Source organism: gamma proteobacterium symbiont of Scutellera amethystina, assembly GCF_059730845.1.
Genome location: NZ_AP035935.1, coordinates 3,770,466 through 3,794,958, shown reverse-complemented (window position 1 = coordinate 3,794,958; position 24,493 = coordinate 3,770,466). Strand labels below are relative to the sequence as shown.

24 protein-coding genes and 1 pseudogene are annotated in these 24,493 nt (G+C 56.6%); 18 read left to right on the top strand and 7 right to left on the bottom strand.

Features of this window, described 5'->3' with window-relative positions; translation table 11 throughout:
* Positions 1-184 precede the first annotated feature (184 nt).
* The 6 genes from AC6I79_RS18040 to AC6I79_RS18015 all read left to right on the top strand — a co-directional run bounded on the left by AC6I79_RS18040 (position 185) and on the right by AC6I79_RS18015 (position 7,448).
* Positions 185-1,423, top strand: a complete 1,239-nt coding sequence (locus AC6I79_RS18040) for an MFS transporter (RefSeq protein ID WP_031279748.1) — start codon at positions 185-187, stop codon at positions 1,421-1,423.
* 310 nt (positions 1,424-1,733) lie between these two features.
* On the top strand, positions 1,734-3,155 hold the full coding sequence (locus tag AC6I79_RS18035; RefSeq protein ID WP_498027460.1) for a sodium:solute symporter family protein: 1,422 nt from the start codon (positions 1,734-1,736) through the stop codon (positions 3,153-3,155).
* Position 3,156: 1 nt separating this feature from the next.
* A complete protein-coding gene (locus AC6I79_RS18030; RefSeq protein ID WP_498027459.1) occupies positions 3,157-4,347 on the top strand; it encodes a sialidase family protein in 1,191 nt (396 codons plus the stop codon).
* Entirely contained in the window at positions 4,344-5,021 is a 678-nt protein-coding gene (locus AC6I79_RS18025) for an SDR family NAD(P)-dependent oxidoreductase (protein WP_498027458.1), read from the top strand. The genes AC6I79_RS18030 and AC6I79_RS18025 overlap by 4 nt, the downstream gene beginning before the upstream one ends.
* A 210-nt stretch (positions 5,022-5,231) precedes the next feature.
* Positions 5,232-6,200 (top strand): glycosyltransferase family 8 protein, encoded by a 969-nt coding sequence (locus tag AC6I79_RS18020; protein ID WP_104093937.1) that lies wholly within the window; start codon positions 5,232-5,234, stop codon positions 6,198-6,200.
* Positions 6,201-7,448, top strand: coding sequence for an O-antigen ligase family protein (locus AC6I79_RS18015; protein ID WP_275026637.1), 1,248 nt, complete (start codon positions 6,201-6,203; stop codon positions 7,446-7,448).
* 29 nt (positions 7,449-7,477) lie between these two features.
* Here the strand turns inward: AC6I79_RS18015 and AC6I79_RS18010 are convergent, their stop codons facing one another.
* On the bottom strand, positions 7,478-8,407 hold the full coding sequence (locus AC6I79_RS18010) for a glycosyltransferase family 2 protein (RefSeq protein ID WP_275026636.1): 930 nt from the start codon (positions 8,405-8,407) through the stop codon (positions 7,478-7,480).
* 205 nt (positions 8,408-8,612) lie between these two features.
* Here AC6I79_RS18010 and AC6I79_RS18005 point away from each other — a divergent pair, with 205 nt between their 5' ends.
* Positions 8,613-9,707, top strand: coding sequence for a YncE family protein (locus tag AC6I79_RS18005; protein WP_127833587.1), 1,095 nt, complete (start codon positions 8,613-8,615; stop codon positions 9,705-9,707).
* A 75-nt stretch (positions 9,708-9,782) separates the two neighbouring features.
* Here the strand turns inward: AC6I79_RS18005 and AC6I79_RS18000 are convergent, their stop codons facing one another.
* From AC6I79_RS18000 to AC6I79_RS17990, 3 genes are all read right to left on the bottom strand, one after another.
* Positions 9,783-10,073: a DUF1330 domain-containing protein gene (locus AC6I79_RS18000; RefSeq protein WP_021507781.1), complete on the bottom strand. Its 291-nt coding sequence runs from the start codon at positions 10,071-10,073 to the stop codon at positions 9,783-9,785.
* Positions 10,073-10,954 (bottom strand): glutathione-dependent disulfide-bond oxidoreductase, encoded by an 882-nt coding sequence (gene yghU, locus AC6I79_RS17995; protein ID WP_021507780.1) that lies wholly within the window; start codon positions 10,952-10,954, stop codon positions 10,073-10,075. Before yghU ends, AC6I79_RS18000 begins: the two co-directional genes overlap by 1 nt.
* Positions 10,955-11,055: 101 nt before the next feature.
* Positions 11,056-12,075, bottom strand: coding sequence for a LacI family DNA-binding transcriptional regulator (locus tag AC6I79_RS17990; protein WP_498027457.1), 1,020 nt, complete (start codon positions 12,073-12,075; stop codon positions 11,056-11,058).
* Between the two features lie 100 nt (positions 12,076-12,175).
* On the opposite strand from AC6I79_RS17990, the gene AC6I79_RS17985 reads away from it, so the two are divergent.
* The gene (locus AC6I79_RS17985; protein ID WP_262264500.1) at positions 12,176-13,186 is read left to right on the top strand and encodes a Gfo/Idh/MocA family oxidoreductase; all 1,011 of its coding nucleotides are present in this window, start codon (positions 12,176-12,178) and stop codon (positions 13,184-13,186) included.
* A gap of 114 nt (positions 13,187-13,300) precedes the next feature.
* On the opposite strand, the gene AC6I79_RS17980 is transcribed toward AC6I79_RS17985, so the two are convergent.
* Positions 13,301-14,185, bottom strand: coding sequence for a sugar phosphate isomerase/epimerase family protein (locus tag AC6I79_RS17980; RefSeq protein ID WP_021507777.1), 885 nt, complete (start codon positions 14,183-14,185; stop codon positions 13,301-13,303).
* Between the two features lie 320 nt (positions 14,186-14,505).
* On the opposite strand from AC6I79_RS17980, the gene AC6I79_RS17975 reads away from it, so the two are divergent.
* Positions 14,506-15,525: a LacI family DNA-binding transcriptional regulator gene (locus AC6I79_RS17975; RefSeq protein WP_498027456.1), complete on the top strand. Its 1,020-nt coding sequence runs from the start codon at positions 14,506-14,508 to the stop codon at positions 15,523-15,525.
* 29 nt (positions 15,526-15,554) lie between these two features.
* Here AC6I79_RS17975 and AC6I79_RS17970 read toward each other — a convergent pair whose 3' ends face one another.
* A complete protein-coding gene (locus tag AC6I79_RS17970) occupies positions 15,555-15,725 on the bottom strand; it encodes a hypothetical protein (protein WP_159377357.1) in 171 nt (56 codons plus the stop codon).
* On the opposite strand from AC6I79_RS17970, the gene AC6I79_RS17965 reads away from it, so the two are divergent.
* Both AC6I79_RS17965 and AC6I79_RS17960 read left to right on the top strand, forming a co-directional pair.
* Complete coding sequence (locus AC6I79_RS17965) at positions 15,724-16,647, top strand: TIM barrel protein (protein WP_021507774.1); 924 nt, start codon at positions 15,724-15,726, stop codon at positions 16,645-16,647. The two genes, AC6I79_RS17970 and AC6I79_RS17965, sit on opposite strands and share 2 nt — an antisense overlap.
* 10 nt (positions 16,648-16,657) lie before the next feature.
* A complete protein-coding gene (locus AC6I79_RS17960; protein WP_159377356.1) occupies positions 16,658-17,827 on the top strand; it encodes a Gfo/Idh/MocA family protein in 1,170 nt (389 codons plus the stop codon).
* Between the two features lie 94 nt (positions 17,828-17,921).
* Here the strand turns inward: AC6I79_RS17960 and AC6I79_RS17955 are convergent.
* A pseudogene (locus AC6I79_RS17955) lies at positions 17,922-18,176 on the bottom strand (LysR family transcriptional regulator); the annotation flags it as partial.
* A 404-nt stretch (positions 18,177-18,580) separates the two neighbouring features.
* Here AC6I79_RS17955 and AC6I79_RS17950 point away from each other — a divergent pair.
* The 7 genes from AC6I79_RS17950 (at position 18,581) to AC6I79_RS17920 (ending at position 24,411) form a co-directional block, all read left to right on the top strand.
* Positions 18,581-18,946 carry a type II toxin-antitoxin system RelE/ParE family toxin gene (locus AC6I79_RS17950; RefSeq protein WP_072208530.1) on the top strand — a complete coding sequence of 122 codons (366 nt, stop codon included), beginning with the start codon at positions 18,581-18,583 and terminating at the stop codon, positions 18,944-18,946.
* Complete coding sequence (locus tag AC6I79_RS17945) at positions 18,933-19,232, top strand: helix-turn-helix domain-containing protein (protein WP_010615565.1); 300 nt, start codon at positions 18,933-18,935, stop codon at positions 19,230-19,232. Before AC6I79_RS17950 ends, AC6I79_RS17945 begins: the two co-directional genes overlap by 14 nt.
* 212 nt (positions 19,233-19,444) lie before the next feature.
* Positions 19,445-20,368: a ParA family protein gene (locus AC6I79_RS17940; RefSeq protein WP_498027389.1), complete on the top strand. Its 924-nt coding sequence runs from the start codon at positions 19,445-19,447 to the stop codon at positions 20,366-20,368.
* Positions 20,358-21,725, top strand: a complete 1,368-nt coding sequence (gene dnaB-PI, locus AC6I79_RS17935; RefSeq protein WP_498027390.1) for an SPI-7-type island replicative DNA helicase — start codon at positions 20,358-20,360, stop codon at positions 21,723-21,725. The genes AC6I79_RS17940 and dnaB-PI overlap by 11 nt, the downstream gene beginning before the upstream one ends.
* Positions 21,722-23,428 (top strand): ParB family protein, encoded by a 1,707-nt coding sequence (locus tag AC6I79_RS17930; RefSeq protein WP_498027391.1) that lies wholly within the window; start codon positions 21,722-21,724, stop codon positions 23,426-23,428. The genes dnaB-PI and AC6I79_RS17930 overlap by 4 nt, the downstream gene beginning before the upstream one ends.
* Entirely contained in the window at positions 23,421-23,678 is a 258-nt protein-coding gene (locus AC6I79_RS17925) for a TraR/DksA C4-type zinc finger protein (protein WP_498027392.1), read from the top strand. The genes AC6I79_RS17930 and AC6I79_RS17925 overlap by 8 nt, the downstream gene beginning before the upstream one ends.
* Positions 23,668-24,411 carry a DUF2786 domain-containing protein gene (locus AC6I79_RS17920; protein WP_222985780.1) on the top strand — a complete coding sequence of 248 codons (744 nt, stop codon included), beginning with the start codon at positions 23,668-23,670 and terminating at the stop codon, positions 24,409-24,411. The genes AC6I79_RS17925 and AC6I79_RS17920 overlap by 11 nt, the downstream gene beginning before the upstream one ends.
* Positions 24,412-24,493 lie beyond the last annotated feature (82 nt).

Here is a 24,493-nt window from a genome sequence, read left to right as displayed (position 1 = left end):
AGAACGCCATGTTTAACTGTCAATCCGGATAAACACCTGTTTTTACAGCGCACATCCAGCCATTGCCTGCCCCGGTCAGTTATCGCACTCTATGGCGTGAAAAACATAAGGAAAGCCGATGGTGGCTTTTCACCAGGCCGGTGCCATGACGCCGGCCGGTTCTGCTTCAGGATGGGATAAAACTATGGGTTCACCGGTCACCGCAGCGGAAGATTCGCTGCTGCGACACAGGTCGTTCGTCGCCTTCTGGCTGGCGCGTACCTGTTCATCGTTTGGTTTTCAGATGTTCTCCGTGGCCGTCAGCTGGCAAATCTATGCGCTTACCCACAGTGCTATGGCGCTGGGCATGATCGGTCTGATGCAATTTTTACCTTCGGTATTGCTGGCGCTGCCGGCGGGTCACCTTGCGGACCAGTATGACCGTCGCCGCATCGTGCTGCTGGGGCAGCTGATTGAGTGGCTGGCGCTGCTCGGGCTGGTGGCGCTGACGCTGCTGCACTGGGCGGGCCGGATTGAAATCTGGGGACTGGTATTCCTGATTTCGCTGGCCAAAGCGCTGGAGTGGCCGGCAATCACCTCAATGCTGCCAGCGTTGGTACCGCCGCCCATCCTCGCGCGCGCCATGGCGGCCAGCTCGGTGGGCGGTCAGGCGGCGGTGATTGTCGGTCCGACGCTGGGCGGCTTACTGTACGTGGCCGGGCCGGAGGTGGTGTACGGTGTTTCGGCGCTGTTCTATCTGCTGTCGATTGTGCTGGTCAGCCGTTTGCGCTACGAACGACCGCCGCAGGCACGTATTCCGGCCAGCCTCAGCACCATGTTTGCCGGTGTCCGCTTCATCCGCGAGCGCAAAGATGTGCTTGGGGTGATCTCGCTCGATCTGTTTGCCGTGCTGCTGGGCGGCGCCACGGCGCTGCTGCCGATCTTCGCCCAGGATATTCTGCATACCGGTCCGTGGGGGCTGGGCATGCTGCGCGGTGCCCCGTCGGTCGGGGCGCTGCTGGTCGGGGTGTGGCTCAGCCGTCACAAGCTGGAAAAGCACGTGGGCATGATCATGTTTGGCTCGGTAGCCGGTTTTGGTCTGGCTACGCTGGTATTTGCGCTATCGACGCAGCTGTGGCTCTCGCTGCTGGCGCTGGCGGCACTCGGCGGCTTCGATATGGTGAGCATGGTGATTCGCGGCGCGCTGGTGCAGCTGGACACGCCGGATGAGATGCGCGGGCGCGTCAATGCGGTCAACGCCATCTTTATTAATACCTCTAACCAGCTGGGGGAGTTCGAATCCGGCCTGTTGGCCGCATGGTTCGGTGCGGTGCCTGCAGCCGCGATTGGTGGTGTCGGCACCCTGGTGGTCGTGGCGCTGTGGATGGCGCTGTTCCCTCATCTGCGCAAACGGCAGAAACTGGAAAACGACAGTCTCGCCTGACGTTCGCGGCTGCCCGGCGCGGTGGCCGTGGCCAGGTACGCAGTCTGCCTCGTTATCTCGCACAGTTAAATTTGATTATTATTAATCACATTTGACTGTTTGTGAGCATGATCAAACTAATTAAACGCCAGTTAATCTATAAATTGCCCTGCCTGTGCGTAAATTTATTCATTTTTGAGTGAAGTAAATCATTTTGCACGGTGCGGGGTAGCCAGCGCAGCGACGCAACAACAATAATCATGGCCGCCTCATTAACGGTGCGTGTGAAGCCCGGCACGCACTACGACCCTACGTTATCAATGAGGCGAACATGAAACAGTTCTCTGCAGAAGGGATGGTGATTATTGTCGGGATTGTCATTGCCTACATCCTGTTCACTACCTGGCTGACCTGGCGGTTGCGCAGTAAAAACAGCGGCGACTTTATGGCGGGTTCAAACGTGATGCCAGCGTTTGTGGTCGGCGTGATGCTGATGTCTGAATACATTGGTGCCAAGTCAACCATCGGTACGGCGCAGGCGGCTTTTGAGGATGGCTTTGCCGCGTCCTGGTCGGTGATCGGTGCCGCTATCGGCTTTCCGCTGTTTGGTATTCTGCTGGTCAAACGCATCTACAACACCGGCAAAATTACCATTTCCGGCGCGATTGCCGAGCGCTATGGCAACTCCACCAAAAATATTATTTCTATCATCATGATCTACGCGCTGCTGCTGGTGAACGTCGGCAACTATGTCAGCGGTGCGGCGGCGATCTCTACGGTGCTGAACCTTGACCTCACCACGGCGGCGGTGATCACCGCGCTGGTCAGCACCTTCTATTTTATGTTCGGCGGCATGAAAGGCATCGCCTGGGTGACGCTGCTGCACAGCGGCCTGAAATATATCGGTATTCTGGTCATTCTCGGCGTGGCGCTGCACATGACCGGCGGCGTCAGTCCGATGATCAAAGAGATGCCGCACTTTTACTGGACCTGGGACGGTAACGTCGGGCCCAGCACCATTTTTGCCTGGATGATTGGCACCATCGGATCGATCTTCTGCACCCAGTTTGTGATTCAGGCTATCGCCTCGACCAAAAGTGCGGCGTCTGCGAAGCGCGCCACCTGGGTCGCCTTCTTCTTCTGTATGCCGATTGCCATCGCCATTGCGCTGATTGGCGTGGCGGCAAAATATCTGCATCCGGAGATCAACAGCCTGTACGCGCTGCCGGTGTTCCTGCAGGACATGAGCCCGTGGCTGGCAGGGATTGTCACCACCTCGCTGGTGGCATCGATTTTTGTCAGCGTCAGCACCGTGGCGCTGGCCATCGCTTCGCTGGTGGTGAAAGACTTTTATGTGCCATACCGTAATCCGACGCCGGAACGTGAATTTCGCATGACGCGCTGGCTGTCACTGCTGATCGGTTTCCTGCCGCTGATCTTCGTGCTGTTCGTACCGGAAGTGCTGAAGCTATCTTTCTTTACCCGCGCCATCCGTCTGTCGATTTCGGTGGTGGCGATCATCGCCTTTTACCTGCCGTTTTACAAAAGCACGCGCGGTGCGAATGCCGGCCTGATTGGCGCCTGCGTCATGACCTCGCTGTGGTATCTGCTGGGCGATCCGTTCGGCATCAACAATATGTACGTCGCGCTGGTCACGCCGGCGGTGATCATGCTGATTGACCGCCTGATCCCGTCGCGCCAGCCGCAGCGCAAAAATGCACCTGACTCGTCTATGCAAAAAAGTGGAGCCTGACATGACCGACTCAACTATTACCGTCGAACGTAACGGTACGCTTCATCCGCACGCGCAGGACGCGCAGCAGCTCACGGCGATGCTGCCTTCGGTCTGTCCGCAGAACCACGCCGCCAACCTGCTGCCGTTACCCAACGGTGATCTGCTGTGCGTATGGTTTGGCGGCACGCAGGAAGGCATCGCCGATATTTCAGTGTGGTGCTCACGGCTGGCGCAGGGCAGCGCGCAGTGGAGCGATCCTCAACAGTTATCCGACGATCCAACGCGATCGGAGCAGAATCCGGTGCTGTTTCTCGATCCGGATAACGTGCTGTGGCTGTTGTGGACCGCGCAGAAGTCCGGCAATCAGGACACGGCCATCGTACGTTATCGCCAGTCACACGATTTGGGGCGCAGCTGGAGCGCCATTGATACGCTGCTCGACCAGCCGGGCACGTTTATCCGCCAGCCGCTGGTGGTGCTGCCAAACGGCAACTGGCTGCTGCCGGTGTTCTATTGTCGCACCCAGCCGGGAGTGAAATGGGTGGGCAACGATGATATCAGCGCGGTGAAAATTTCCAGCGACAAAGGCCAGAGCTGGCGCGATGTGGCGGTGCCGGACAGTCTCGGCTGCGTGCACATGAACATTACGCTGCTGCAGGATGGCAGCCTGCTGGCGCTGTATCGCAGCCGCTGGGCCGATTTCATCTACCAAAGCCGTTCTGACGACGGCGGTGAAAGCTGGAGCGCGCCGCAGGCGACCGACTTGCCAAATAATAACTCATCGATTCAGGTGACCACGCTGCACAACGGCCATCTGGCGCTGGTGTTTAACGCCATGAGTGCGCGCGATGCCAGCGAGCGTCGCCTGTCACTGTATGACGAAATTGAAGACGAGGATGACGATGCGGTGGCTGTGGCGGCGCAGCCGGTGGTTCACGGCGCACGTACGGCGTTCTGGGGCGCACCACGCGCGCCGATGACGCTGGCCATCTCTGCCGATGGCGGTGTGAGCTGGCCGTGGCAGCGCAATCTGGATGAGGGCGACGGCTACTGCATGACCAACAATTCACAGCAGAAACTGAACCGTGAATTCTCCTATCCCAGCATTAAACAGAGCGCGGACGGCGCGCTGCACATTGCCTACACCTATTTCCGTCAGGCCATCAAATACGTGCGCGTCGACGAACGCTGGGTGAGGGGTGAAGCATGAGCCGCCACGCGCTGGTGACCGGTGTCAGCTCCGGCATTGGCGCGGCGATTGCCGATCTGCTGCTGGCACAGGGCTGGCAGGTCACCGGCTTTAGCCGTACGCCGGTGGAGAAAGCTCATCCGGCGTTTACCTCCGTCAGCGTCGATCTGTTTGACGCTGCTCAGCTGAAGCAGGCGCTGGCGGCGCTGACGAAAGTCGATGCGCTGGTGCACGCGGCAGGCATGATGCTGGCTGCACCGCTGGGTGAGCTGGAGGAAGAGCAGGGGGCGCGGCTGTGGTATCTGCACGTGCAGGTGGCGCAAATCATGGCCAACACCTTGCTGCCGCAGATGGGCCACGGCGATCGTATTCTGCTGCTCGGTAGCCGCACGTCACGCGGCGCGGCGAATCGCAGCCAGTATGTCAGCACCAAGGCGGCGATGGTGGGCATGGCGCGCAGCTGGGCCGCCGAACTGGCTCCGCAGGGCATTACGGTCAACGTGATCGCTCCCGGTGCCACCGCCACGCCGATGCTGCTGCAGTCGGACCGCGCCAGCTCGCCGCCGAAACTGCCGCCTATCGGACGCTATATCCATCCCGAAGAGGTGGCTGCGCTGGCTGGTTTTGTGCTATCGCCGGCTGCCGCTGCCATTACCGGACAGGAGCTGGTAATTTGCGGCGGCGCGTCGCTGTAGTTTTATTCTCCAGCGTGCTTCTCCCATCGTAAATAACAGGATGGGAGAGGCTGCTTTTGTCTCGTCTGCGAAAACTCCTGGCTTACCGTGCTACGCTTTCTTTGGGTTTACCAAAGTGGTAATCTTTTACCGTTTTATGCTAAATCCAATTTTATTGTCTACATATTAAGTGGTTACGGAGTGTAGCGCTCCGCAGCAGAGAAGCGCGCAATGAATCATGATGTTCTTCAGGAAATAAACGCCGAACCACTTTTTCCGGTACAGAGCGATCAACATATTGTTTTTGGCGTTGACGGAAAGTTTAAAGCGCATGCGCTAATCACGATTCTGTCCATCATGAAACACGCCGGAGACCGCGTGTATCATTTCCATCTGATCTCTTCAGAACTGACACCGGCCGATAACCACCGGCTCGCCAGGCTTTTTCAGGGATCGCGCCACGGCGTGACGCTGCATCATCTGCCGGACCAGCTGTTTGCCACGCTGCCGGTCACCGAACTTTTTACCCGTGCGACCTACTACCGCTTTCTGGCACCGCTGATTTTGCCGCAGGCGGAAAAACTGCTCTATCTTGATGCCGATATGGTGTGCATTAATCCGCTCAATGAACTGTGGCAGATCCCGACCGGCCCTAAGGCGGTTGCGCTGGTGGTCGGTGAAATTGCCTCGCTGCAGCCGGTGCTGGCCAAGAATGCCGGCTTGCGCGGCGAGCGCTATTTTAACGCCGGCATGATGCTGATTGATGTGGCGCAATGGCGCGCTGACAATATCAGCGAACGCGCGTTTACTTTACTGTCCGAACACGGGCGAAACTTCCAGTATCTCGACCAGGATGCGTTGAATATTTTACTGGAAGATAAAGTGACCTTTGTTTCTCCTCGCTTCAATACTCTGACCATGCTGGCCCATGACGATCGTGGCTATACGCTCGACGTGCCGGCGGAAACCTGCCTGATTCATTATGCCGGTGCGGATAAGCCCTGGCAGGTATGGAATCAACAGTTTGTGGTTCACCATTATCGCGATATTTATCAGGATTCACCGCTGTCCACCATGGCGTTTGACCAGCCAGCCAATGCGCAGCAGGCAAAAAGAATGTATAAGTCGCTTTTTCGTCAAAAAAGATGGTGGCAGGCCATGCTGTGGCGCCTGAAACATATCAAGATGAGGTATTGTTAAGTGCAAGCTCACGCTTTTCGCCAGCTGATGACGGGAAAAAATATTTACCAGCTCTGTTTTGTGCTGCTGAGTATCGCGCTGGCGTCGTCACTGGTGGTTGAAGCCTTACCGCGCAAAATATTCTATTTTTCCAGTTATCTGGTGGCTCTGTATTTAGTAATTCTGGCGGTGAAAAAACAGTGGCTAACAGATAAAACGGCCATAACGGTAGCACTTCCGCTGCTGTTCATTGGGCTGGTCAGGCTCATCTGGGCAAAGATGTTTTCCCACGCTGAATTCAGTGATGTGGTGAATAACTACTTCCAGGGCGGTAAGCTGTTTATTATCGCGGCTTTTCTCAGCTATTTTATCGTCGCGTGGCGCCACTATCTTAGTCGTCCACTCCTGATAACCTGCAGCGCCATCTTATTTGTCGGGCTGCTGGTGACGTTAGGTTTCGCTATCAGTGAACACGCAAAAACGCTGACCCGCATCAGATTGCTGACCGATTCCGCCGGTACCGTCTCTTATCTGATTACCGCGCTGGCGCTCTGTACTTTGTACACCGGCCACCGGGTAATCTCCCATCGCGGCGGACAAATGATCTTATTCAGCGCGGTTTTTGTCGTGAATATGATGCTGATGATTCTGACCGAGTCACGCGCCGGCGTATTAACCCTGCCACTGATTTATCTGGCCTGGTTTTATTTTACCCATCGCTGGGCGGGTAAAATTTCGCTGGTGGTGTTAGCGCTGTTTATTATCGTGGGCGCTTTATTTATGCCGGGCAGCGTCTGGCAGCGCTTAGACAGCATCCACAATGAAGTTGATACTTATCAGACCAACAATAACACCTCGATTGGCGCCCGTTTCTCTATCTGGAAAGGCGGCTGGCACAGCGTTTCGTGGTCGCTGCTGGGGCAAAGTCCGGATCAGCGCACGGCAAAAGCGCGGGAATACATCACGCAGCATGAGCGCCACAATCCCGAAGCGTATAAAAACGTCATGTATCACCTGCACGATGATTTCCTTGAAACGCTTTCGCTGCAGGGGATCGCTGGCGCACTTTCCCTGCTGATTTTTTACCTGGTGCTGCTGATAGTAGCCGCACGCCGCGGCGTCGCCGGATTAACGCTGCTGCCGCTGTCAATTATCATCTTTGGGCTGACCGACACGGTGTTAATTCAGAGTGGTTCGGTGCTGATCCTGGTGATGGCGATTATCATCAGCTATGCCATGATTCATCCGCCTGAGAAAGCATCGTCCTGATAAACCGGCGCTGGCATAGCGCCCGGTAGTTACAGCGGTTTGTTTAACTTCAGAGCCAGATATTTCTTTTTAAAGCTGGTTCTGATTTTACTATCGAAAAGAAAAGACAGCGGCCTGATTTTAGTGATCGCCTCAATAACCTGCCTTCTGTCGTCAGGATTATCCAGGGCTTGTCGATGTTTATGTGCAATATTAATCCAGTGGCAGGATAGCAGATTGCGATAGCGCTCCTGCAACACCTCATCCATATGCTGCGTTGCGCTCACTAAGAGTGAAATTTTGTGTTTATCCAGCTGGCTGGATAAGCTGCTGCCGCGTTTAAAATAGAGATAAGGGCTCTGGCGGCTATAAACGATTGCATCACTGCTGACCAGGATTTCCGGGAAAAGCCAGGCGTCCTCGTAGCAGGTATAATCCGGGAAGGGATGTGCCAGCAGCATGGTGCGCTTAATAAACTGACCAATAAAGTGCGCCTGCAAATCGCGATGGATCAGGAATTTTTCAATAGCCTGATGCCGTGACAGTGTTTCCGCCTGCAGGCCCTGCCACGTGATGTGCTGAGGCCGGGATTCGTATACCTCATTAAGCGCCGTGAACAGTGCGTCCGGACGATGGCTTTTCAGGTAGCGGACAATATCGGCGAGGGCGTCGGCCAGCAACTGATCGTCGCCATCCAGCATCGTAATATATTCACCGCTGCACTGCTGAACGCCAAAATTACGCACCCGGCCAATGTTGCGGTAATCAATATTAAATACTTTCGCCTGCGGATGCCGCCGGGAAAAATCATCGAGTAACGCTGCTGTGTTGTCGACGGATGCGTCATTGATAAGAATAAATTCAATATACTGCTCAACACCATGACAGGCCTTTTCTAAACTCGCCAGCGTGTCAGGCAGAAATTTTTCACTGTTATGGGCCGTTAGCAACACACTGATTAAATAGTCAGGAACCATCATTTTTTAAGTCAACATCTGAGGCAGGAATGCCGTCAAGCATACTACAAGTGGCAATTTGAGGGGAGGGCATTGACGCAGCGCAGCCCTGCGCCTGCTGTCGCCGATCAGGCACATTTACGACTGATACAATAATGCGTATGATTCTCATTCCTTTTTATACTTCCTGCTCGCGCAGGTAACCCATCGGTCCTTACCGGAGACAGCAATGACTTCATCATTACGCCCGCGCGCCACCGCGCTGGTTCTGGCGCTGCTGGCAGCCATGAGCCTGAGCGCCTGTCAGGCGCCGGCTAAAAAATCAGTAGCGCCTGCCGCCGCGGCTAAGCCAGCGGCAGCGGAGAAGGTACAGCAGCGTGAACTGGGCGACGGCCTGTATGAAATGGCCTATGTGCCGGGCGATCCGGCTGCGCTGTATGTGGCCAGCGCGCAGGCATTTAAAACCGTCAACGGTGGCGTGCTGTATCGCCTGGATGCCCGCACGCTGGCGACGCTGGGCGAAACCCACACCGATCTGAAAAACTTTGGCATGACGGCTTCACCGGACGGCAGCGTGCTGTACATTACCAACACGCTGGACGGTGGCGTGACGAAAGTGGACGCCAGAAGCGGTAAAGTGCTGCAGCGTCTGCTGTTTGGCCTGAAAAACGACAAAGGCAATCCGGTTGGTGCGCGTGAAATCCTGCTGCATGACGGCCTGCTGTACATCGGTGCGATTGAGAATCCGGCGATGATTTGGGTGGTTGATGCGAATACGCTGCGGCTGAAAACCACCATCAAAAACGCCGGTAAGTGGGTGACCGGCTTGCTCTATTCGGCGTCAACCGACCGTATTTACGCGGCGAACGGCAGTGGCGAAGTGCTGGTGATCAATCCGCGCAGTCACAAAATTGAGCAGCGCTGGACGCCAGGCGATGGCAAAGAGTATCTGCTGTTAAATCTGGCGGAAGATGCCGCCAATGGCCGCCTGTACGTCACTGACAATTCTAAGGGCAAAACCACGCTGGTGTTCGATGAGCGCAGCGGTAAGGTGATCAAGCGCCTGGATGTCGGCGATTCGCTTGGCATCAAATTCAATGCGAAGCGCAACGAGATTTACATCAGCCAGCGACTCGGCGGCAAAGTGCTGCAGCTGGACGCGACGACCTACGCAGTGAAAAATAGCTGGACGCTGCCGACCCACCCTAACAGCCTGCTGGTGTCGCCAGATGGTCAGACGCTGTACGTGACGGTGAAGCAGGGACTCAATAAAGATCGCTCGCCGCAAGGGCCGGATAGCGTGGTGCGGATTACGCTGGATTAACCGCGCTGGGTTTAATCGCGGCGCGAGGGATCGCGCCGCAGATAACCCGTGCTTAGCCACGGGTTACGTCATCCATTACGCCACGCCGTTCACCAGAAGTACGCGGTAGTTGGCGCCTTTCAGGCGATGCGCTTTGGCTTCCTGGTAGGCCGGGCTGAAGTACCAGGCTTTGGCGGCCTCGGCATCTTCAAACTGCAGCACCACCACGCCTTCAGCATCGCGCCCTTCCAGTACCTCCAGATCGCCGTAAAAAGCCAGTGGCGTGATGTGGTGATCGCCACGCGCCGCGCCGGCTTTCTGCGAATAGGTGGCCAGCTCATCTTTATCCAGCGTTTCGTCTTTAATCATAACGACATATGCGGCCATTATTGTTCGCCTCGCGCCTGACGCTTGTCTTCAGTATTGGTATCAAAATCGCTCGCATCGTGCCGTTCCAGCAGCTGATCCTGCGGCTCGGCGCCAAATGCCCGGTTCACTTTACGCCCGCGGATCACCGCCGGACGGTCGGCAATCTCTTTTGCCCAGCGCACCACATTTTTGTACGACTGCACATCGAGGAATTCGCCGCCACCGTACTGGTTGTTCAGCACCAGATTGCCGTACCACGGCCAGGTTGCGATATCGGCAATGGTATATTCGTCGCCGGCGAGGAAACGGTGGTCCGCCAGCTGGCGATCCAGCACATCAAGCTGACGTTTGGCTTCCAGCGTGAAGCGGTTAATGGCGTATTCAATTTTCTCTGGTGCGTAGTGATAGAAGTGGCCGAAACCGCCGCCAAGGTACGGCGCGGATCCCTGCAGCCAGAACAGCCAGTTCAGGGTTTCAGTGCGGCCCGCCACGTCAGAGGGAATAAAGTGGCCGAATTTATCTGCCAGATAGAGCAGGATATTGCCGGATTCAAACACGCGCAGTGGCGGCGTGATCGAGTGGTCGCGCAGCGCCGGAATTTTTGAGTTGGGGTTAACCTCAACGAAGCCGCTGGAGAACTGATCGCCATCGCCGATGCGGATCAGCCAGGCGTCATACTCCGCTTCCTGCACGCCGAGCGCCAGCAGCTCTTCCAGCAGAATGGTCACTTTCTGGCCGTTTGGCGTCCCCAGCGAATAGAGCTGCAGCGGATGCTTACCGACCGGCAGCGTTTGCTCATGCGTCGGCCCGGCGGTTGGACGGTTAGTCTTCGCCCCGTTACCTTTGGCTTCCGGGTCCCAGGTCCAGACTTTCGCGGGCTGATACTGATTTTCCGACATAATGCGTTCGCCTTGTTGTGAGAAGATTTTTGCTGCTACTGAGTGTAGCAGCACGCTATCACGCCGATTTAACCGCGCTGGCGATAAAAGACAAAGTCGAATCAGGCAAAATTCTCTTGCGTAAACAGCATAAAGTCGACTTTACCGGGCTGATAGGTCTCTGGTTGCTCACCCTCTTCCAGATGTCGCAGCAGCAGCGTCAGCGCCAGCTGTGCGTGACGCAGGGTGTTTTGATCGAGCGTCAGCGTCAGCACGCGTTTGGCCAGCAGCTCACGCGTGGTTTGGTAAAGTTCGTGCGTAACATATATCACCTTGCCGCACAGCCGGTGGCGCGCCAGCGCTTCGTGAATCTGCGTGTTGCCCATGCCGGTATTGTACAAGCCGACAATGTGCTGCGATGCGGCCAGCGTTTTCTCCAGCAGCCGGCTGATGCGCTCGCGCTCGTCCTGGCCTGCGATGATCTCCCGCAGCCGCAGATGCGGGAAGCGCTCCGCCAGCACTGCCTGAAACCCTTCGATGCGCAGACGGTGCGCGGCGTAATCAGCGCGACCGCTAACCAGCACCACATCTCCCGCCACGGGCAGCATGCTGCCGAGCATCAGCGCGGCGGTGCGTCCCGCCTTCAGCTGGTCAATACCGACATGGCACAGGCGCGGCGCATCAGGCAGATCGGCCACCAGCGTGATGACCGGTACGCCACGCGCTTTACAGGCCTCAAGCGCCGCGTAAATCAGCGGATTTTCATGGGCGAAAACAATCAGCCCGTCCATCTTTTTGCTGCTGGCTTCGATATGCGCCGCCAGCTTTTCGGGCGCATGCTCCGGAATCAGCGTGCGGTGCAGCCGCAGGCGACGATAGCCGAGCTCATCCGCCAGCCGGGCAAAATCCTGCGCCAGCTGTTGAAAGAAGAAGGAGCCGTTACCGCTCAGCAGCACCTCTATCTGCCACGCGTGGCGGTGCTCCTCCGGCAGGATGCGTTTCAAACCCGCTTCGCGCGCCGCCAGTAAAATCTTTTTCGTCATCGCGGGCGACACGCCGCCCCGGTCGTTCAGCACCCGATCCACCGTGGCGACGCCCACGCCCACCCGCTTAGCCAGTTCGGCCAGCGTCATTGTTTTCATCTGAGTGAATTCCATCAAAAACCGCGTTCAGACAGCCTGCCAGAAAGCGATATTTTGACAAGACCGACGATGCCGAAGTGTGAGCAACAGGAGCGTTATCATGCGCAGTGCGCAACGTTTTGCCTTAATTGGCTGTGGATTTATTGGCCAGGTGCATGCCGCAAACCTGGCGCGCCATCCCGGCGTTGAGCTGGCGCTGGTGTGCGATATAGACACCGCGCGCGCCGCTGTGCTGGCAGAGCAGTTTGGGGCGCGGGCCGCCAGCGTGCCGCAGGCGCTGAGCAGTGAGGCCATTGATGCGGTGCTGATTGCCAGTGCGACGCCGACCCACGCTCCGCTACTGGAGCAGGCGGTACTGGCGGGCAAAGCGGTGTACTGTGAAAAACCGATCGATTTGTCGCTGTCACGCGCCCGGGAAGTGGTAGCCAGCATTTCCCCGCTGCAGGTGCCGGTGACGGTAGGATTCAATCGGCGTTTTGATCGCAGCCATGCACAACTGAAAGCCCAGCTGCAGCAGGGCGTGATTGGACGCAGCGAGCTCATCCAGATGGTGTGCCGCGCCTCTGAACTGCCGCCGCTGAGCTATCTGCAGGCGTCCGGCGGACAGATGCGCGACCAGGCCATCCACTTTTTCGATCTGCTGCGCTGGTTAACTGAGGATGAAGTGGTCACCGTGGGCGCGCTCGGTGCCGCGCTGGCGATGCCGGCGATCCGCGACATTGACGTCGATACCTCAGTGCTGATTATGCGCCTGCAGCAGGGCGCGCTGGCGCAGCTCGATAATGCCCGTCGTACCGCTTACGGTTATGACGAGCGCATCAGCGTGATGGGCAGTCTGGGCATGCTGGCGTCGGAAAGCCAGGCGGTGCGCGGTGCAACGCTGTATCAGGGGCAGCACATCCGCCAGCCGGGGCTGTATGCGGACTGGTTCAGCCGGGTACAGGAGACCTATTACAGCCATCTCGATGCGTTTGTACGCCATCTTGACGGCGAGAAAGTGGCCGGTCTGCCGGGGTTGATTGACGGGCTGCGCGCGCAGGCCATCGCGGAAGCGGCGCAGCTGTCTCTGACGCGCGGCGAGTTTGTTGAGGTGGAGTGGGTGACGGTGTGATGGGGAGTGGGCGATGGCGTTTGCCCTCACCCCAACCCTCTCCCGCAGGCGGGAGAGGGGGCTGATTGTGCGCCCACCGGTCATTGGCGGGAAAGGGGGCTAAGGGCGGGCGATTTACAGATTCAGCAGCTCGCGCTCAATCAGCTCGCGGGTTTCCACCGCCTGATACTTCATCTTCTCCGGATAGCCAAACAGCGCGGCGGAGATAATCGACTCGCCGCCCACTTTATAGTGGCGGTTAGCGAAATCCATCTCGCGCAGCGCTTCGAACAGCGCGTCGAAATTCACCTCACCTTCGCCAACGGCTACGTGCTGGTGGATGGTGGCATCGACGCCCGGTGGGTTAACGATGTAGCGACAGTGTTTGGTGTGGTTCATGGTATCGGCAATCAGCATATGCGACAGATCGTCGCCAGCGTAATGCAGCATACTCTTCACGTCGCCTTTGCCCTTGTCATAGTAGAACGTATGCGGTGCGCTATAGATGTATTTGACGTTGTCGCTGCGGAACGACTTGACGATATCGGCCGTTTCATTGCTTTCTTCGCAGAAATCCCACGGATGCGCCTGAATTTCCACGCGAATCCCCTCACGCTCGAAAATCGGCAGCAGTTCATCCATAGAGCGATAGAACATCTCTTCGCAGATTTCGGGCTCGTTCGGGTTACCGGAAAGTTCGGTATTGATCACCTGCACGCCCATCTCCACGGCAATCTCAATCATGCGCTTCCAGTTTTTCACCGCCGCCTGGCGCCGCAGCTCATCCGGTCCCGACCAGCGATAGACGGTGATAAACGAGGAGATTTCCAGTCCGGTAGCGTTGAGCGCATTTTTGTACTCGCGCATGATCTCCCGGCTGGCTTTTGGGTGTTTATAGAACGGATTGATCTGCGGATGCGGCGACTGTTCAATGTATTTATAACCCCACTCCGCGACCTGATGCACCATACGCGTGATGCCGAGATCGCGGATAACATCCACATCAAAAGCGATTTTCATTGTTGTTCTCCTGCGCGTTACGTTACCCACCACCGCAATCGGCGGCTGGTGTCGCGTCAACTATAAAAACAGCCCGGCACCGGCTCTAATGCTTTGCTGATGCATTTCCATCAGTGCCGGCGGCCCGCTGCGGCGATCGTTTGCCAAATAATTATTCTATTTGCGTGAGAAATGAAACGAATGATGGTCTTTGTGCGACAGCGATCAAAAGAATGAGAGGATCTACTCATTTATTGAGGGATAAACACTGGCTTATATGGCGTGAAAGCATAACGTCAGGCATTATTTTTGATAGTTTATTATCATTAAGGGGCTTAACGATGAGCAAAATTACCATGAGCGCGATTGCCGCCGCTGCCGGGGTGGGGATCGCCACCGTGGACCGGGTGCTCAATCGCCGCGCGCCGGTGCGGGCGCAGACCGAACAGAAAGTACTGGCAGCGGCGCATCGGCTGGGTTACCGCAGTAGCCACGCCCCGCCCAGTGCGCACAGCGACGGCGTGACGCTGCGCATGGGGTTTATCCTGCTGTCGGCTTCGTACTCTTTTTATCAAACGCTAACCGATGCGCTGCGCCAGCAGACTCAGCCATTTCATCCGGCCGGCAGCGCGCCGCTGTTTGTCTGGCACGAGATTGATGAGGTGGCAGCGGTGGTGGATTCGCTCTACCGGCTGGCTGAGCAGGTGGAGGCTATCGGCGTGGTGGCGCTGGATCATCCGCTGATCCGCCACGCGATAGCGCACGTTTCGCGTCAGGGCGTGCGCGTCTACGCGCTGTTTTCTGACTTCTCGCCCTGTGGGCATGCTGGCTATTTCGGCCTGGATAATCAGAAAGCCGGGCGCAGCGCGGGCTGGATCGCCAGCCATCTGCTGCATCAGCCGGGTCCGGCGGGCGTGCTGCTGGGGGATCACCGCTTTATCTGTCAGGAGAACTGCGAGAGTGGTTTTCGCTCGTATCTGCGCGAGCAGGACAGTGCGCGGCGCGTGCTGGAACCGCTCAAAACCCACGAATCGATTGCCGGTGGTTATCAGGCGACCCGCCAGCTGCTGGAGCAGCATGCCGATCTGGCGCTGATTTACGCGCCGTGCGGCGGTATAGAAGGGGTCGTTCAGGCGCTGCGTGAGCAGCCGCAGCGTAAGGTGGCGCTGATTTGTCACGGCCCGGTCAATGATGGCGACCTGGCGCTGATAGATGGCACCATCACGGTGATGCTGCGCCACCAGATCGCTGACATGGCACGACAGCTGGCGCAAACCGTGCAGCAACGTCACGCTGAGCGCAGCGATCATTTTTCTCAGGTCACCCTGCCGTTTGAGATCGTCATGCGGGAAAATGTCTGAGGCGTTGCGCAGTCACCCTTTGTTATCGCTCACCGGGCGACAGCCGCGCCCGCGCGCATGACGACAGCATTTGATAAAAAAATATCAAAAATTTGATAATTAAATTTATGATCGCTATCAAAGAATGAAAGTTCCATGATTGAGGTTGGTGAAATATCTATTTGATACTGACGCCAGCCCTCATCATAAGGAACCATCATGACCCTACACATTGCCAATGCGCCCTGCAGCTGGGGCGTGGACGATCCTGACAATCCTTTCCTGCCACCATGGCAAACGGTGCTGCGCGAGGCGGCCCAGGCCGGTTACCGCAGCATTGAACTCGGGCCGTGGCGCTATCTGCCGACCGATGCCGCCGAACTGCGCCAGCAGCTGGAAGCGCATCAGCTGTCGCTGGTGGCCGGCACCATTTTTGATGATTTGGTCAGCGAGGCGAATTTCCCGGCGATGGTTGAGCTGACGCACAACATCTGCCGCAACCTGTCGCAGGTGCCGTGCGCGGCACGCACGCACGGTGATAACCGGCCCGCTCCCTATCTGGTGATTATCGATTTCGGTAACCCGCAGCGGGCGCAATTTGCTGGTCAGACAGAGAAAGCGCCGCGCCTGGCACCCGCAGACTGGCAGCGCATGATGCAGCACATCACTCAGCTCAGTCACATCGCCTGGCACGACTACGGCGTGCGACCGGTGATTCATCCTCATGCCGGTGGCTGCATTGAGTTTGCCGATGAACTGGAGCAGCTGGTGCAGGACATCCCGCACGAGGTCGCCGGACTGTGTCTCGATACCGGCCATCTTTTTTATTCCGGCATGGATCCGCAGACCTGGCTGCAACGCTACTGGTCGCGCATCGACTATCTGCATTTCAAAGACATTAATGCGGCCGTCTGGCGCGATGTGATTGCGCGCGGCGTCGACTTTTTCACTGCCTGTGCCGAGGGCGTGATGTGCCCGCTTGGCCAGGGCGCGATTGATTACCCGGCGCTGCGGGCGTTTCTCGCTGAACGTCACTATCAGGGCTGGATCACCATCGAGCAGGAGCGCGATCCGCGCAATGCCGCCACCAGTCTGCAGGACGTCACGGCCAGCCTGCACTACCTGCATTCCATCGGATTCTGAGGAGAACAGCATGATTAACGGGAGCAAAGTACTGGATCGCGCGCTGCGCTGGGGCATGGTGGGCGGCGGCGGCACCAGCCAGATCGGTTACATCCACCGTTCCGCTGCTTTACGCGACGGCAACTTCACCTTAGTGGCGGGTGCGTTTGATATTGATGCGGAGCGCGGACAAGCGTTTGGTCGCGCGCTGGGCGTGGCGGCCGAGCGCTGCTATAGCGATTACGAAACCCTGTTTAAAGCAGAAGCCGCGCGCGCTGATGGCATTGAAGCCGTCTCCATCGCCACGCCGAACAATACGCACTTTACTATCTGCCGCGCCGCGCTCAGCGCCGGGCTGCACGTGGTGTGTGAAAAACCGCTGTGTTTCACCTCCGCTGAAGCTGAGGAACTGCAGCAACTGTGTAAAGCGCAGCAGAAGATCATCGGCGTGACCTACGGTTATGCCGGCCATCAGCTGATTCAGCAGGCGCGCACCATGATTGCTGACGGGCTGCTGGGTGAGATCCGTATTGTGAACATGCAGTTTGCTCATGGCTTTCATCACGAAGCGGTGGAGCTACAGAACGCCAGCACCCGCTGGCGCGTCGATCCGCGTTTTGTCGGCCCGAGCTATGTGCTGGGCGATCTGGCCACCCATCCGCTGTTTATCGCTGAAACTCTGTTGCCGCAGTTGCAAATAAAACGTCTGCTGTGCAGCCGCCAGAGCTTTGTGGCCTCGCGTGCGCCGCTGGAAGATAACGCCTTCGTGATGATGGAATACGACAACGGTGCGGTCGGTACGCTGTGGGCGTCAGCGGTGAACTGCGGATCGATGCACGGCCAGAGAATTCGCGTGGTGGGGGCCCGAGCCAGTCTGGAGTGGTGGGACGAACAGCCAAACCAGCTGCGCTATGAAGTGCAGGGCGAGCCGGTGCAGATTCTTGAGCGCGGCATGGGTTATCTGCACGCCAGCGCGCTGGCCGATGACCGTATTGGTGGCGGCCATCCCGAAGGATTATTTGAAGCCTGGTCGAATCTCTATCGCCGTTTTGCGCTGGCGATGGACGCCACCGACCGCGGCGATCACGCCTTCCTGCAGGACTTCTGGTATCCGGACGTGCACGCCGGGCTGATGGGGGTACGCTGGGTGGAACAGTGTGTCAAATCGGCGGATGCCGGTGCGGTGTGGGTTGAGTGCTGACTGGCTGACGAAATTTAACCGGAGTGCGAGGCAGCGGGGCGGCATCCGTGCTTTATTGGGAGCCGCTGCGCATGCCTTCTGCAGTCGCTGCGGCGATCTGGTCAATGGCGCGCTGTGCCTGTTCGCACTGATGCAAAATAGTGAAGGCATGATGGTAAAGCATTTTCCCCGCTTCGGTAGGCGTTACGCCGCGTTTGGTGCGGATCAGTAACTGCTGATTCACTTCTCCCTCCAGCGTGGCAAGCTGCTGGCTTAGCGCCGGTTGCGCAATATGCAAACTTTCAGCGGCCTGCGTCAGGCTGCCCGCGTCGACGATTTTGATGAAATATTTAAGGCGACGAAGGTTCACGATTACTCCCTCTGGCGACACGATTCGGTGTATCAAATGCGTCCGGCACGATGAGATGCAGCAGACACTGAGTTAAGGACAAAAGCCACGACGGCAGGCAGGCACTACGATTAACAGTTTTTTAACATCGACATGCGCCACGCGGCGTGACCGGTGGCGCAATTCGCTGGAAAGGTTTGGGCGCAATCGCAAAAGTGTGCGACGCGTCGCGCAAATGGGGCGGAGCAGTCAGGGTTGTAATAGAGCTAATCGATATTGCATGGGATTGCAGTTTTTTCAGGTACTCCGCACAAGCTGAGCACGCCCACAGCGATGCTGGCGTCCGGCATGATACAGGTCATCTTTTCAATATAACTTCCGGTTTATATCAGAGCGCTATAAACTACAGGTTATATGAGGTGATTTTGAACAGCTGGAAGGTAGAAACCACCGTGCGCTTTGCCACATGGCTGCAGGCGCAGGATGACGCGATGATTGAGGATGTGTTGGCCAGCCTGGCGGTTCTCAGGGAGTTCGGGCCCACGTTAGGGCGGCCTGATGTTGATACCCTCGTCGGGTCGCGTTTTTCCAATATGAAAGAACTCCGTGTTCAGAGTAATGGCCGGGCGATTCGTGCGTTTTTTGCCTTCGATCCGGTCAGACGGGCCATTGTGCTCTGCGCGGGAAACAAAACCGGAACGCATCAGCGGCGCTTTTATCAGGCGATGATTAAACTGGCTGACCGCGAGTATCAACAGCATCTGGAGGAGATGAATCATGCCAAAACTTGAAGACCTGATTGCTCAGCGTTCGCCTGAATCACAGGCGCGCATCAGAAATAAGGCGGCGGAAAAAATCCTCGAGATTCGTTTGCGCCAGCTGCGGGAAGAACTGGCGCTTTCACAGGTACAACTGGCTGAAAAGATGGGTGTTTCGCAACCTGCTATTGCAGCCATCGAGGCGCGTGGTGACGAACTGAAACTCTCCAGCCTGAAAAAATACGTTGAGGCGTTAGGCGGAAAATTGAGTGTAACCGTTGAACTGCCAGCCGGTGACGGGCGGATTTTCCAGCTTTAAGAGTTTCTGCCAGGCCGCAGGGTGAGCGATTCTGCTGGCGCAGAAAAGCAAAAACCCAGCCATAAGGCTGGGTTTTCTGAATAGTGGTGCCCGGACGCGGAATCGAACCACGGACACGGGGATTTTCAATCCCCGTGTGTAAGTGTTAATTTTTTCCGCTTTGATTGTTGTGAAATTGCTTATCTCACCTGAATAAACTTCAGGTGTTATAAATGCATTTAAAATCAGATAATTACAAATCACTTGGTACTAGGCCGAAAGTGATTCCAGTTGTTTCAACTAAAGGTGGCGAGGGTAAATCAACCCAGGCCGCAAATCTCGGCGGTTTTCTCGCCGATGCGGGCATCAAAACCCTCATTATCGACGGGGATCACGCTCAACCAACTGCCAGCAGTATCTACCCCTTAGCATATGAAGCGCCTTGCGGTCTCTATGAGCTGCTCATGCAGACTGCAGACCTCTCACGGCCAGAAAACATAATTTCCCGCACCGAGATCGATAATCTGGATGTCATTGTCTCCAATGATCCCCGCAACCTTTTACCTACCTACATGCTCAATGTTGCTGACGGACGCGTGCGCCTGCGGAATGCGCTGGCAAATCCAGTATTCAGCCAGTATGACGTCATCCTGATAGATTCACAGGGTTCACGTTCGGTGATGTCGGAACTGATTATTCTTGCCGCTACCGGTGAAATGATCGGCATGGTAAAGCCCGTTCTGCCCGATGTCCGCGAATTCATGCGCGGCACAGTTGCTCTTATGGAAGAGCTCCTTCCTTATCTGGCCTTTGGTATCAAACTCCCGCAGATACGCATGCTGGTTAACTGTATGGATTATACGGTGCTGGCAAAAACCACCGTTGAGCATGCTGAAGCCATCATTTCAGGCGGGGATTACAGTCAGCATTCGGACAAAATAGTTATTGAGATGCTTCAGACCAGGATCTATGACCTGGATATCTATAAACATGGTCATGCAGCAGGGCAGCCAGTTCACAGGCTCGAGAAGAAAACCAGCCGTAAAAGTGATTCGGCCTTTGATTCCATGCACAACCTTGCATGCGAACTTTTCCCCGAATGGAAAGAGAAGTTTGACGAGCTTGCTGCAGAAGGGGAGCGTAAAGATGACCTCTAATCGCAGAAATATCCCCGGTCTGTTTTCTCTTGATGCTGAACAGTCTGTCATCGGTGGCCTGATGCTGGATAACGATCGCTGGGATGAAGTGGCAATCCGCCTCAGCGCCAATGATTTCTTCCATAAGGTTCATAAAGCCATCTTTCAGGAAATGACGCGTCTGGTGGCGGCCGGCAGGCCCATAGACCTCGTGACGCTGGCTGAAAGTATTGAAAGCCGTGGTAAAGATGCCCTTGACCAGCTCGGTGGCTTTGCCTACCTGGCAGAGCTCGCTAAGAATACGCCCAGCGCGGCAAACATCGTTGCGTACTGTGAAATAGTGGAAAAATACAGTCAGGGTCGTCAGTTAGCCGCAATTGGTACAGAAATCACTGAATCGGTAAAAAAACCGGGTGCTGATATTGAAAGGGTAATGGAAATTGCCGAGCAGAAAATCACCCGACTTGCCGAGCGAACTGAACCTGAACAGGCAGTCACTCTCATTGATGGTATGGAAAAGCTGCTGGTTGAGCTGGAGCGCCGATGCAATGTCCCTGACGGTATTACCGGTACGCCTACAGGTTTTGAAGACTTCGATGCCATGACCAGCGGTCTTCAGGCTGGCGACTTAGTGCTTATAGCGGCACGTCCATCGATGGGTAAAACGGCGTTGCTGATAAGTTTGCTGATTAATTCCTTGATGAAAAAAAAGGAGTCAAACGGGCAGTTTTACAGTCTTGAACAGCCAACAGAACAGATCCTGATGCGCATGGTTGCTTCACTGGGCAGCATAGACCTGACCCACCTCAAGAGTGGGTTGATGGATGATGAAGACTGGGCGCGCGCGTCAAACGCTTATGGGCTGTTAACAGGGGACCTCAAAGATCGCCTCATCATTGATGACACCGGTTCACTGACGCCCGCGATGCTTCGTATTCGCGCCAGACGCAACGCACGGCGCTATGGTCATCCATCGATTATCGGACTTGATTACCTGCAGCTGATGCGCTGCCCGGATCAGGAAAACCGCACGCAGGAAATTGCAGAAATATCGCGTTCCCTGAAAGCGCTGGCCAAAGAAATGGACTGCCCTGTTGTTGCGCTGTCACAACTTAACCGACAGCTTGAGAGCCGCGCAGATAAACGTCCGAATAATGGTGATCTTCGCGATTCCGGGGCTCTTGAACAGGACGCTGACGTCATCGTTTTTATCTACCGCGATGAGGTCTACCACGAAAACACGGATGATAAAGGCGTCGCTGAAATCATCATCAGCAAACAACGCCAGGGGCCTACAGGCACAATTCGCCTGCAATATGAAGGTCGTTTCACCCGATTTTCTGACCTGACGGCCAGCGCAGGGAGGACAGCAGCATGAGTAACGTTCGTAACCTGAACATCGGTGCTGCCATGCTGCAACGGGGTAAATCGCCTTCTCAGGTCACTGACCCAATGGATGCCGCTACATTGCCGGTCAGCGAAATGGCAATGGTACTGACACTGGACCAGCTGCGCCCGAATCCGGACAACCCCCGTAAAGGCCGCAATCCACGTTATGAAGAAATCAAAGCCTCCGTGCGTGCTCGCGGGCTGGATTCCATTCCTAAAGTGACCCGCGACCCTCAGGGGGAAGAAGTTTACATCTTCAGCGACGGCGGCAACACCCGATATCAGATTCTCTGTGAGTTATGGCAGGAAAGCGGCGATGAACGTTTCTATCGCATACACACTATTTTCAAGCCGTGGCCAGGCAGGCTTAAATGCCTGGTTGGTCACCTTGCAGAAAATGAAGTCAGGGGAGATCTGACTTACATCGAAAAAGCCTTTGGTGTGCATAAGGCCCGCGTGATTTACGAAGAGCAACTAGGGCGTGCTGTTACGCTGCGGGAACTTTCTGACCTGCTCGGACAGGAAGGTTACCCTATTGATTATTCGAGCGTGAGCCGGATGGAGGATACCCTCAATTATCTGTATCCCCATATGCCAAACCTCCTTGAAAGCGGGATGAGCCGTGGTCAGGTAACGCCGCTCCTGAGCCTCCGCTCTTCTGCCATGAAAGTTTGGAAATCATTTAGCGGTGACGTTAAACCTGCCGCTACTCTGGATGAAGTATTTGGCTCAACATGCAGGGTTTTTGACGAACCAGACAGCTATGCGCTTGATGTATTCAGAGATGAATTTATCGGCCAGTTGATTAAGGCTCTTCCGCATCCAAGCCTGAATTATGATCGCTGGCTGATTGAGCTTGACCCCCGCGAGCAGAAGCGCCGTGAGCAGTTTGGTGAGCCGCCACCGCTGCCGGCAATGACGCCTCCGCCGGAAAGAGCGGCAGGCCGGGAATCCACGGCATCTCAGGTCACTGTCCTGCCTCCGGATACCAGCTCCGAAACGCCGGTCACGGGGCTGCGCAGTGGCACCCTGACCACACCAGGTCGTCCCGAGCCGGCTCCGGAACTGCCCGCGGGCGCTGAACTGCCTGTGAACGCACTGGTAACCGCCGGCAGTGAACCGCGTCGCGAAGTACAGGATGATCTGTTCGGCGGACGACCAGTCATTACCGGCGAAACGGCTGGCTCGGACAGCATTTCTCTTCCTGATTTCAGCCCGGGCACGCTGATGTCCGCATTTGGCGAGGAGAGTGAGTCCCAGGCCGCGCCCGTCAGTTCGGTCGCCTTCGCTGCAACCGGGCTTGAGCCCGTCAGCGATATCTGGCACATCCCGGCACTCCAGGATGATATTGAGCATCTGCAGGATATGGCCTACCGGCTTGTCTTCGAGATTGCCGAGGCGATGGGCTGTGCGGACAACGTGCGGGAGGATAAACACCCTCAGTCAGCAGGCTTTGCCGTCTCCGAAACCGGCAGCGAATTTGTCCTCTTCCTGGCAGGCCTGTCCGGCGCGCTCCCCAACAGGCAGTTCAATATGTTCCTGTTCTGCCTGAATTTCTTCGGCTCTCAGTCACCATCTGACACGGCCGTATTCGACGATATTACGGTGGTAAAAACCCTGCGCCTTATCCGCGTTCTCCGCCGTCTGCGTGAGCTGCAGCGACAGTCTGCAAAAGGAGGGGAAAATGTCTGATGACCTGAACGATGAAATGGCGCAGGCCAGTACGGCTCTGTTCACCCAGCGCGGCATCGATGCAATCCGGGCGCAGGTGCACTCAGTGAAACCGTCAAAAGTGTTCTGCGAATGCTGCGGAGCGGACATGCCGGTCGCTCGCCAGCAGGCTGTGCCGGGCGTGGAGCTCTGTGCCGGCTGTCAGGATGTGAAAGAGAAACAGGACCGTCACCGTGCTGCCGGGAGCAGGGGGATGCGCTATGTCGGATAACGCAAAAGTCACAGCCCGTATCCGCCGCCTGATGGCGCTGGGCACGCGCAACAGTAACCCTCATGAAGCCGCCCGTGCGGTGGCACTGGCCCAGCGGCTTATGCAGCGTCATGGTATGACGCCAGACATGCTTTCTCTCAGTGGCATCACCGAGTCAGTCTGCCTGAGCCTGACCAGTAATGCAGATAAGGTGCCAGCCTGGCTGAGCTCTCTGGCAACAGTGGTCTGCATGGCCACAGGATGTCGCTGCTGGTTTGGCTGGCATGTTCATGTCAGTTCACAGGGAACCAGCAGCGTTCGCCGTTCACTTCACTTTTATGGCTTCAGCGAACGACCCGAGGTGGCGCTCTACATCTATACAGTTCTGCAGCGCCAGCTGCGCGTCGCGTCTGAAACGCACATGGAACAGTATCGTACCCGTCGGATGCTGCTGCGTACGCGCCGTCGTCGTGCAGACCAGTTCAGGGAGGGCTGGGTATCCGGCGTCTGGCAGGTACTGCGTTCATTTGCGCCCTCTGAGGAGGAAAATACCGTACTTCAGCGCTGGCTGACAAAGCGACATGCCGGAGACGCACTGGCCGACGTGACTGTTCGTGAGGCGGGAAGCTGTCGCGGTGACAGCGCGGCCCGGATGGCCGGTTTTCTCGCCGGCCGGGATGCCGACCTTCATCATGGCCTCGGTGGCGCACAGGCACCCCGGCAGATTTCAGCAGGGGGAGGCTCTCATGACTGATGTTCTTTTATGGTGTGCCTGCCTGTCGGGCTGGATCTTTGATGTTCTGCTTGTTGCTGATCAGACGTTATCAGGAGGTGGC

What these genes read in the sequence shown, in the direction of transcription:
- AC6I79_RS18005 (WP_127833587.1), top strand. Translation starts at nt 8,613, where the DNA reads ATGACTTCATCATTACGCCCGCGCGCCACCGCGCTGGTTCTGGCGCTG.
- AC6I79_RS18000 (WP_021507781.1), bottom strand. Translation starts at nt 10,073, where the DNA reads ATGGCCGCATATGTCGTTATGATTAAAGACGAAACGCTGGATAAAGAT.
- AC6I79_RS18020 (WP_104093937.1), top strand. Translation starts at nt 5,232, where the DNA reads ATGAATCATGATGTTCTTCAGGAAATAAACGCCGAACCACTTTTTCCG.
- AC6I79_RS18025 (WP_498027458.1), top strand. Translation starts at nt 4,344, where the DNA reads ATGAGCCGCCACGCGCTGGTGACCGGTGTCAGCTCCGGCATTGGCGCG.
- AC6I79_RS17975 (WP_498027456.1), top strand. Translation starts at nt 14,506, where the DNA reads ATGAGCAAAATTACCATGAGCGCGATTGCCGCCGCTGCCGGGGTGGGG.
- AC6I79_RS17930 (WP_498027391.1), top strand. Translation starts at nt 21,722, where the DNA reads ATGAGTAACGTTCGTAACCTGAACATCGGTGCTGCCATGCTGCAACGG.
- AC6I79_RS17940 (WP_498027389.1), top strand. Translation starts at nt 19,445, where the DNA reads ATGCATTTAAAATCAGATAATTACAAATCACTTGGTACTAGGCCGAAA.
- dnaB-PI (WP_498027390.1), top strand. Translation starts at nt 20,358, where the DNA reads ATGACCTCTAATCGCAGAAATATCCCCGGTCTGTTTTCTCTTGATGCT.
- AC6I79_RS17920 (WP_222985780.1), top strand. Translation starts at nt 23,668, where the DNA reads ATGTCGGATAACGCAAAAGTCACAGCCCGTATCCGCCGCCTGATGGCG.
- AC6I79_RS17945 (WP_010615565.1), top strand. Translation starts at nt 18,933, where the DNA reads ATGCCAAAACTTGAAGACCTGATTGCTCAGCGTTCGCCTGAATCACAG.
- AC6I79_RS17965 (WP_021507774.1), top strand. Translation starts at nt 15,724, where the DNA reads ATGACCCTACACATTGCCAATGCGCCCTGCAGCTGGGGCGTGGACGAT.
- AC6I79_RS17960 (WP_159377356.1), top strand. Translation starts at nt 16,658, where the DNA reads ATGATTAACGGGAGCAAAGTACTGGATCGCGCGCTGCGCTGGGGCATG.
- yghU (WP_021507780.1), bottom strand. Translation starts at nt 10,954, where the DNA reads ATGTCGGAAAATCAGTATCAGCCCGCGAAAGTCTGGACCTGGGACCCG.
- AC6I79_RS18030 (WP_498027459.1), top strand. Translation starts at nt 3,157, where the DNA reads ATGACCGACTCAACTATTACCGTCGAACGTAACGGTACGCTTCATCCG.
- AC6I79_RS17990 (WP_498027457.1), bottom strand. Translation starts at nt 12,075, where the DNA reads ATGAAAACAATGACGCTGGCCGAACTGGCTAAGCGGGTGGGCGTGGGC.
- AC6I79_RS17985 (WP_262264500.1), top strand. Translation starts at nt 12,176, where the DNA reads ATGCGCAGTGCGCAACGTTTTGCCTTAATTGGCTGTGGATTTATTGGC.
- AC6I79_RS18010 (WP_275026636.1), bottom strand. Translation starts at nt 8,407, where the DNA reads ATGATGGTTCCTGACTATTTAATCAGTGTGTTGCTAACGGCCCATAAC.
- AC6I79_RS17925 (WP_498027392.1), top strand. Translation starts at nt 23,421, where the DNA reads ATGTCTGATGACCTGAACGATGAAATGGCGCAGGCCAGTACGGCTCTG.
- AC6I79_RS17970 (WP_159377357.1), bottom strand. Translation starts at nt 15,725, where the DNA reads ATGATGGTTCCTTATGATGAGGGCTGGCGTCAGTATCAAATAGATATT.
- AC6I79_RS18035 (WP_498027460.1), top strand. Translation starts at nt 1,734, where the DNA reads ATGAAACAGTTCTCTGCAGAAGGGATGGTGATTATTGTCGGGATTGTC.
- AC6I79_RS17980 (WP_021507777.1), bottom strand. Translation starts at nt 14,185, where the DNA reads ATGAAAATCGCTTTTGATGTGGATGTTATCCGCGATCTCGGCATCACG.
- AC6I79_RS18040 (WP_031279748.1), top strand. Translation starts at nt 185, where the DNA reads ATGGGTTCACCGGTCACCGCAGCGGAAGATTCGCTGCTGCGACACAGG.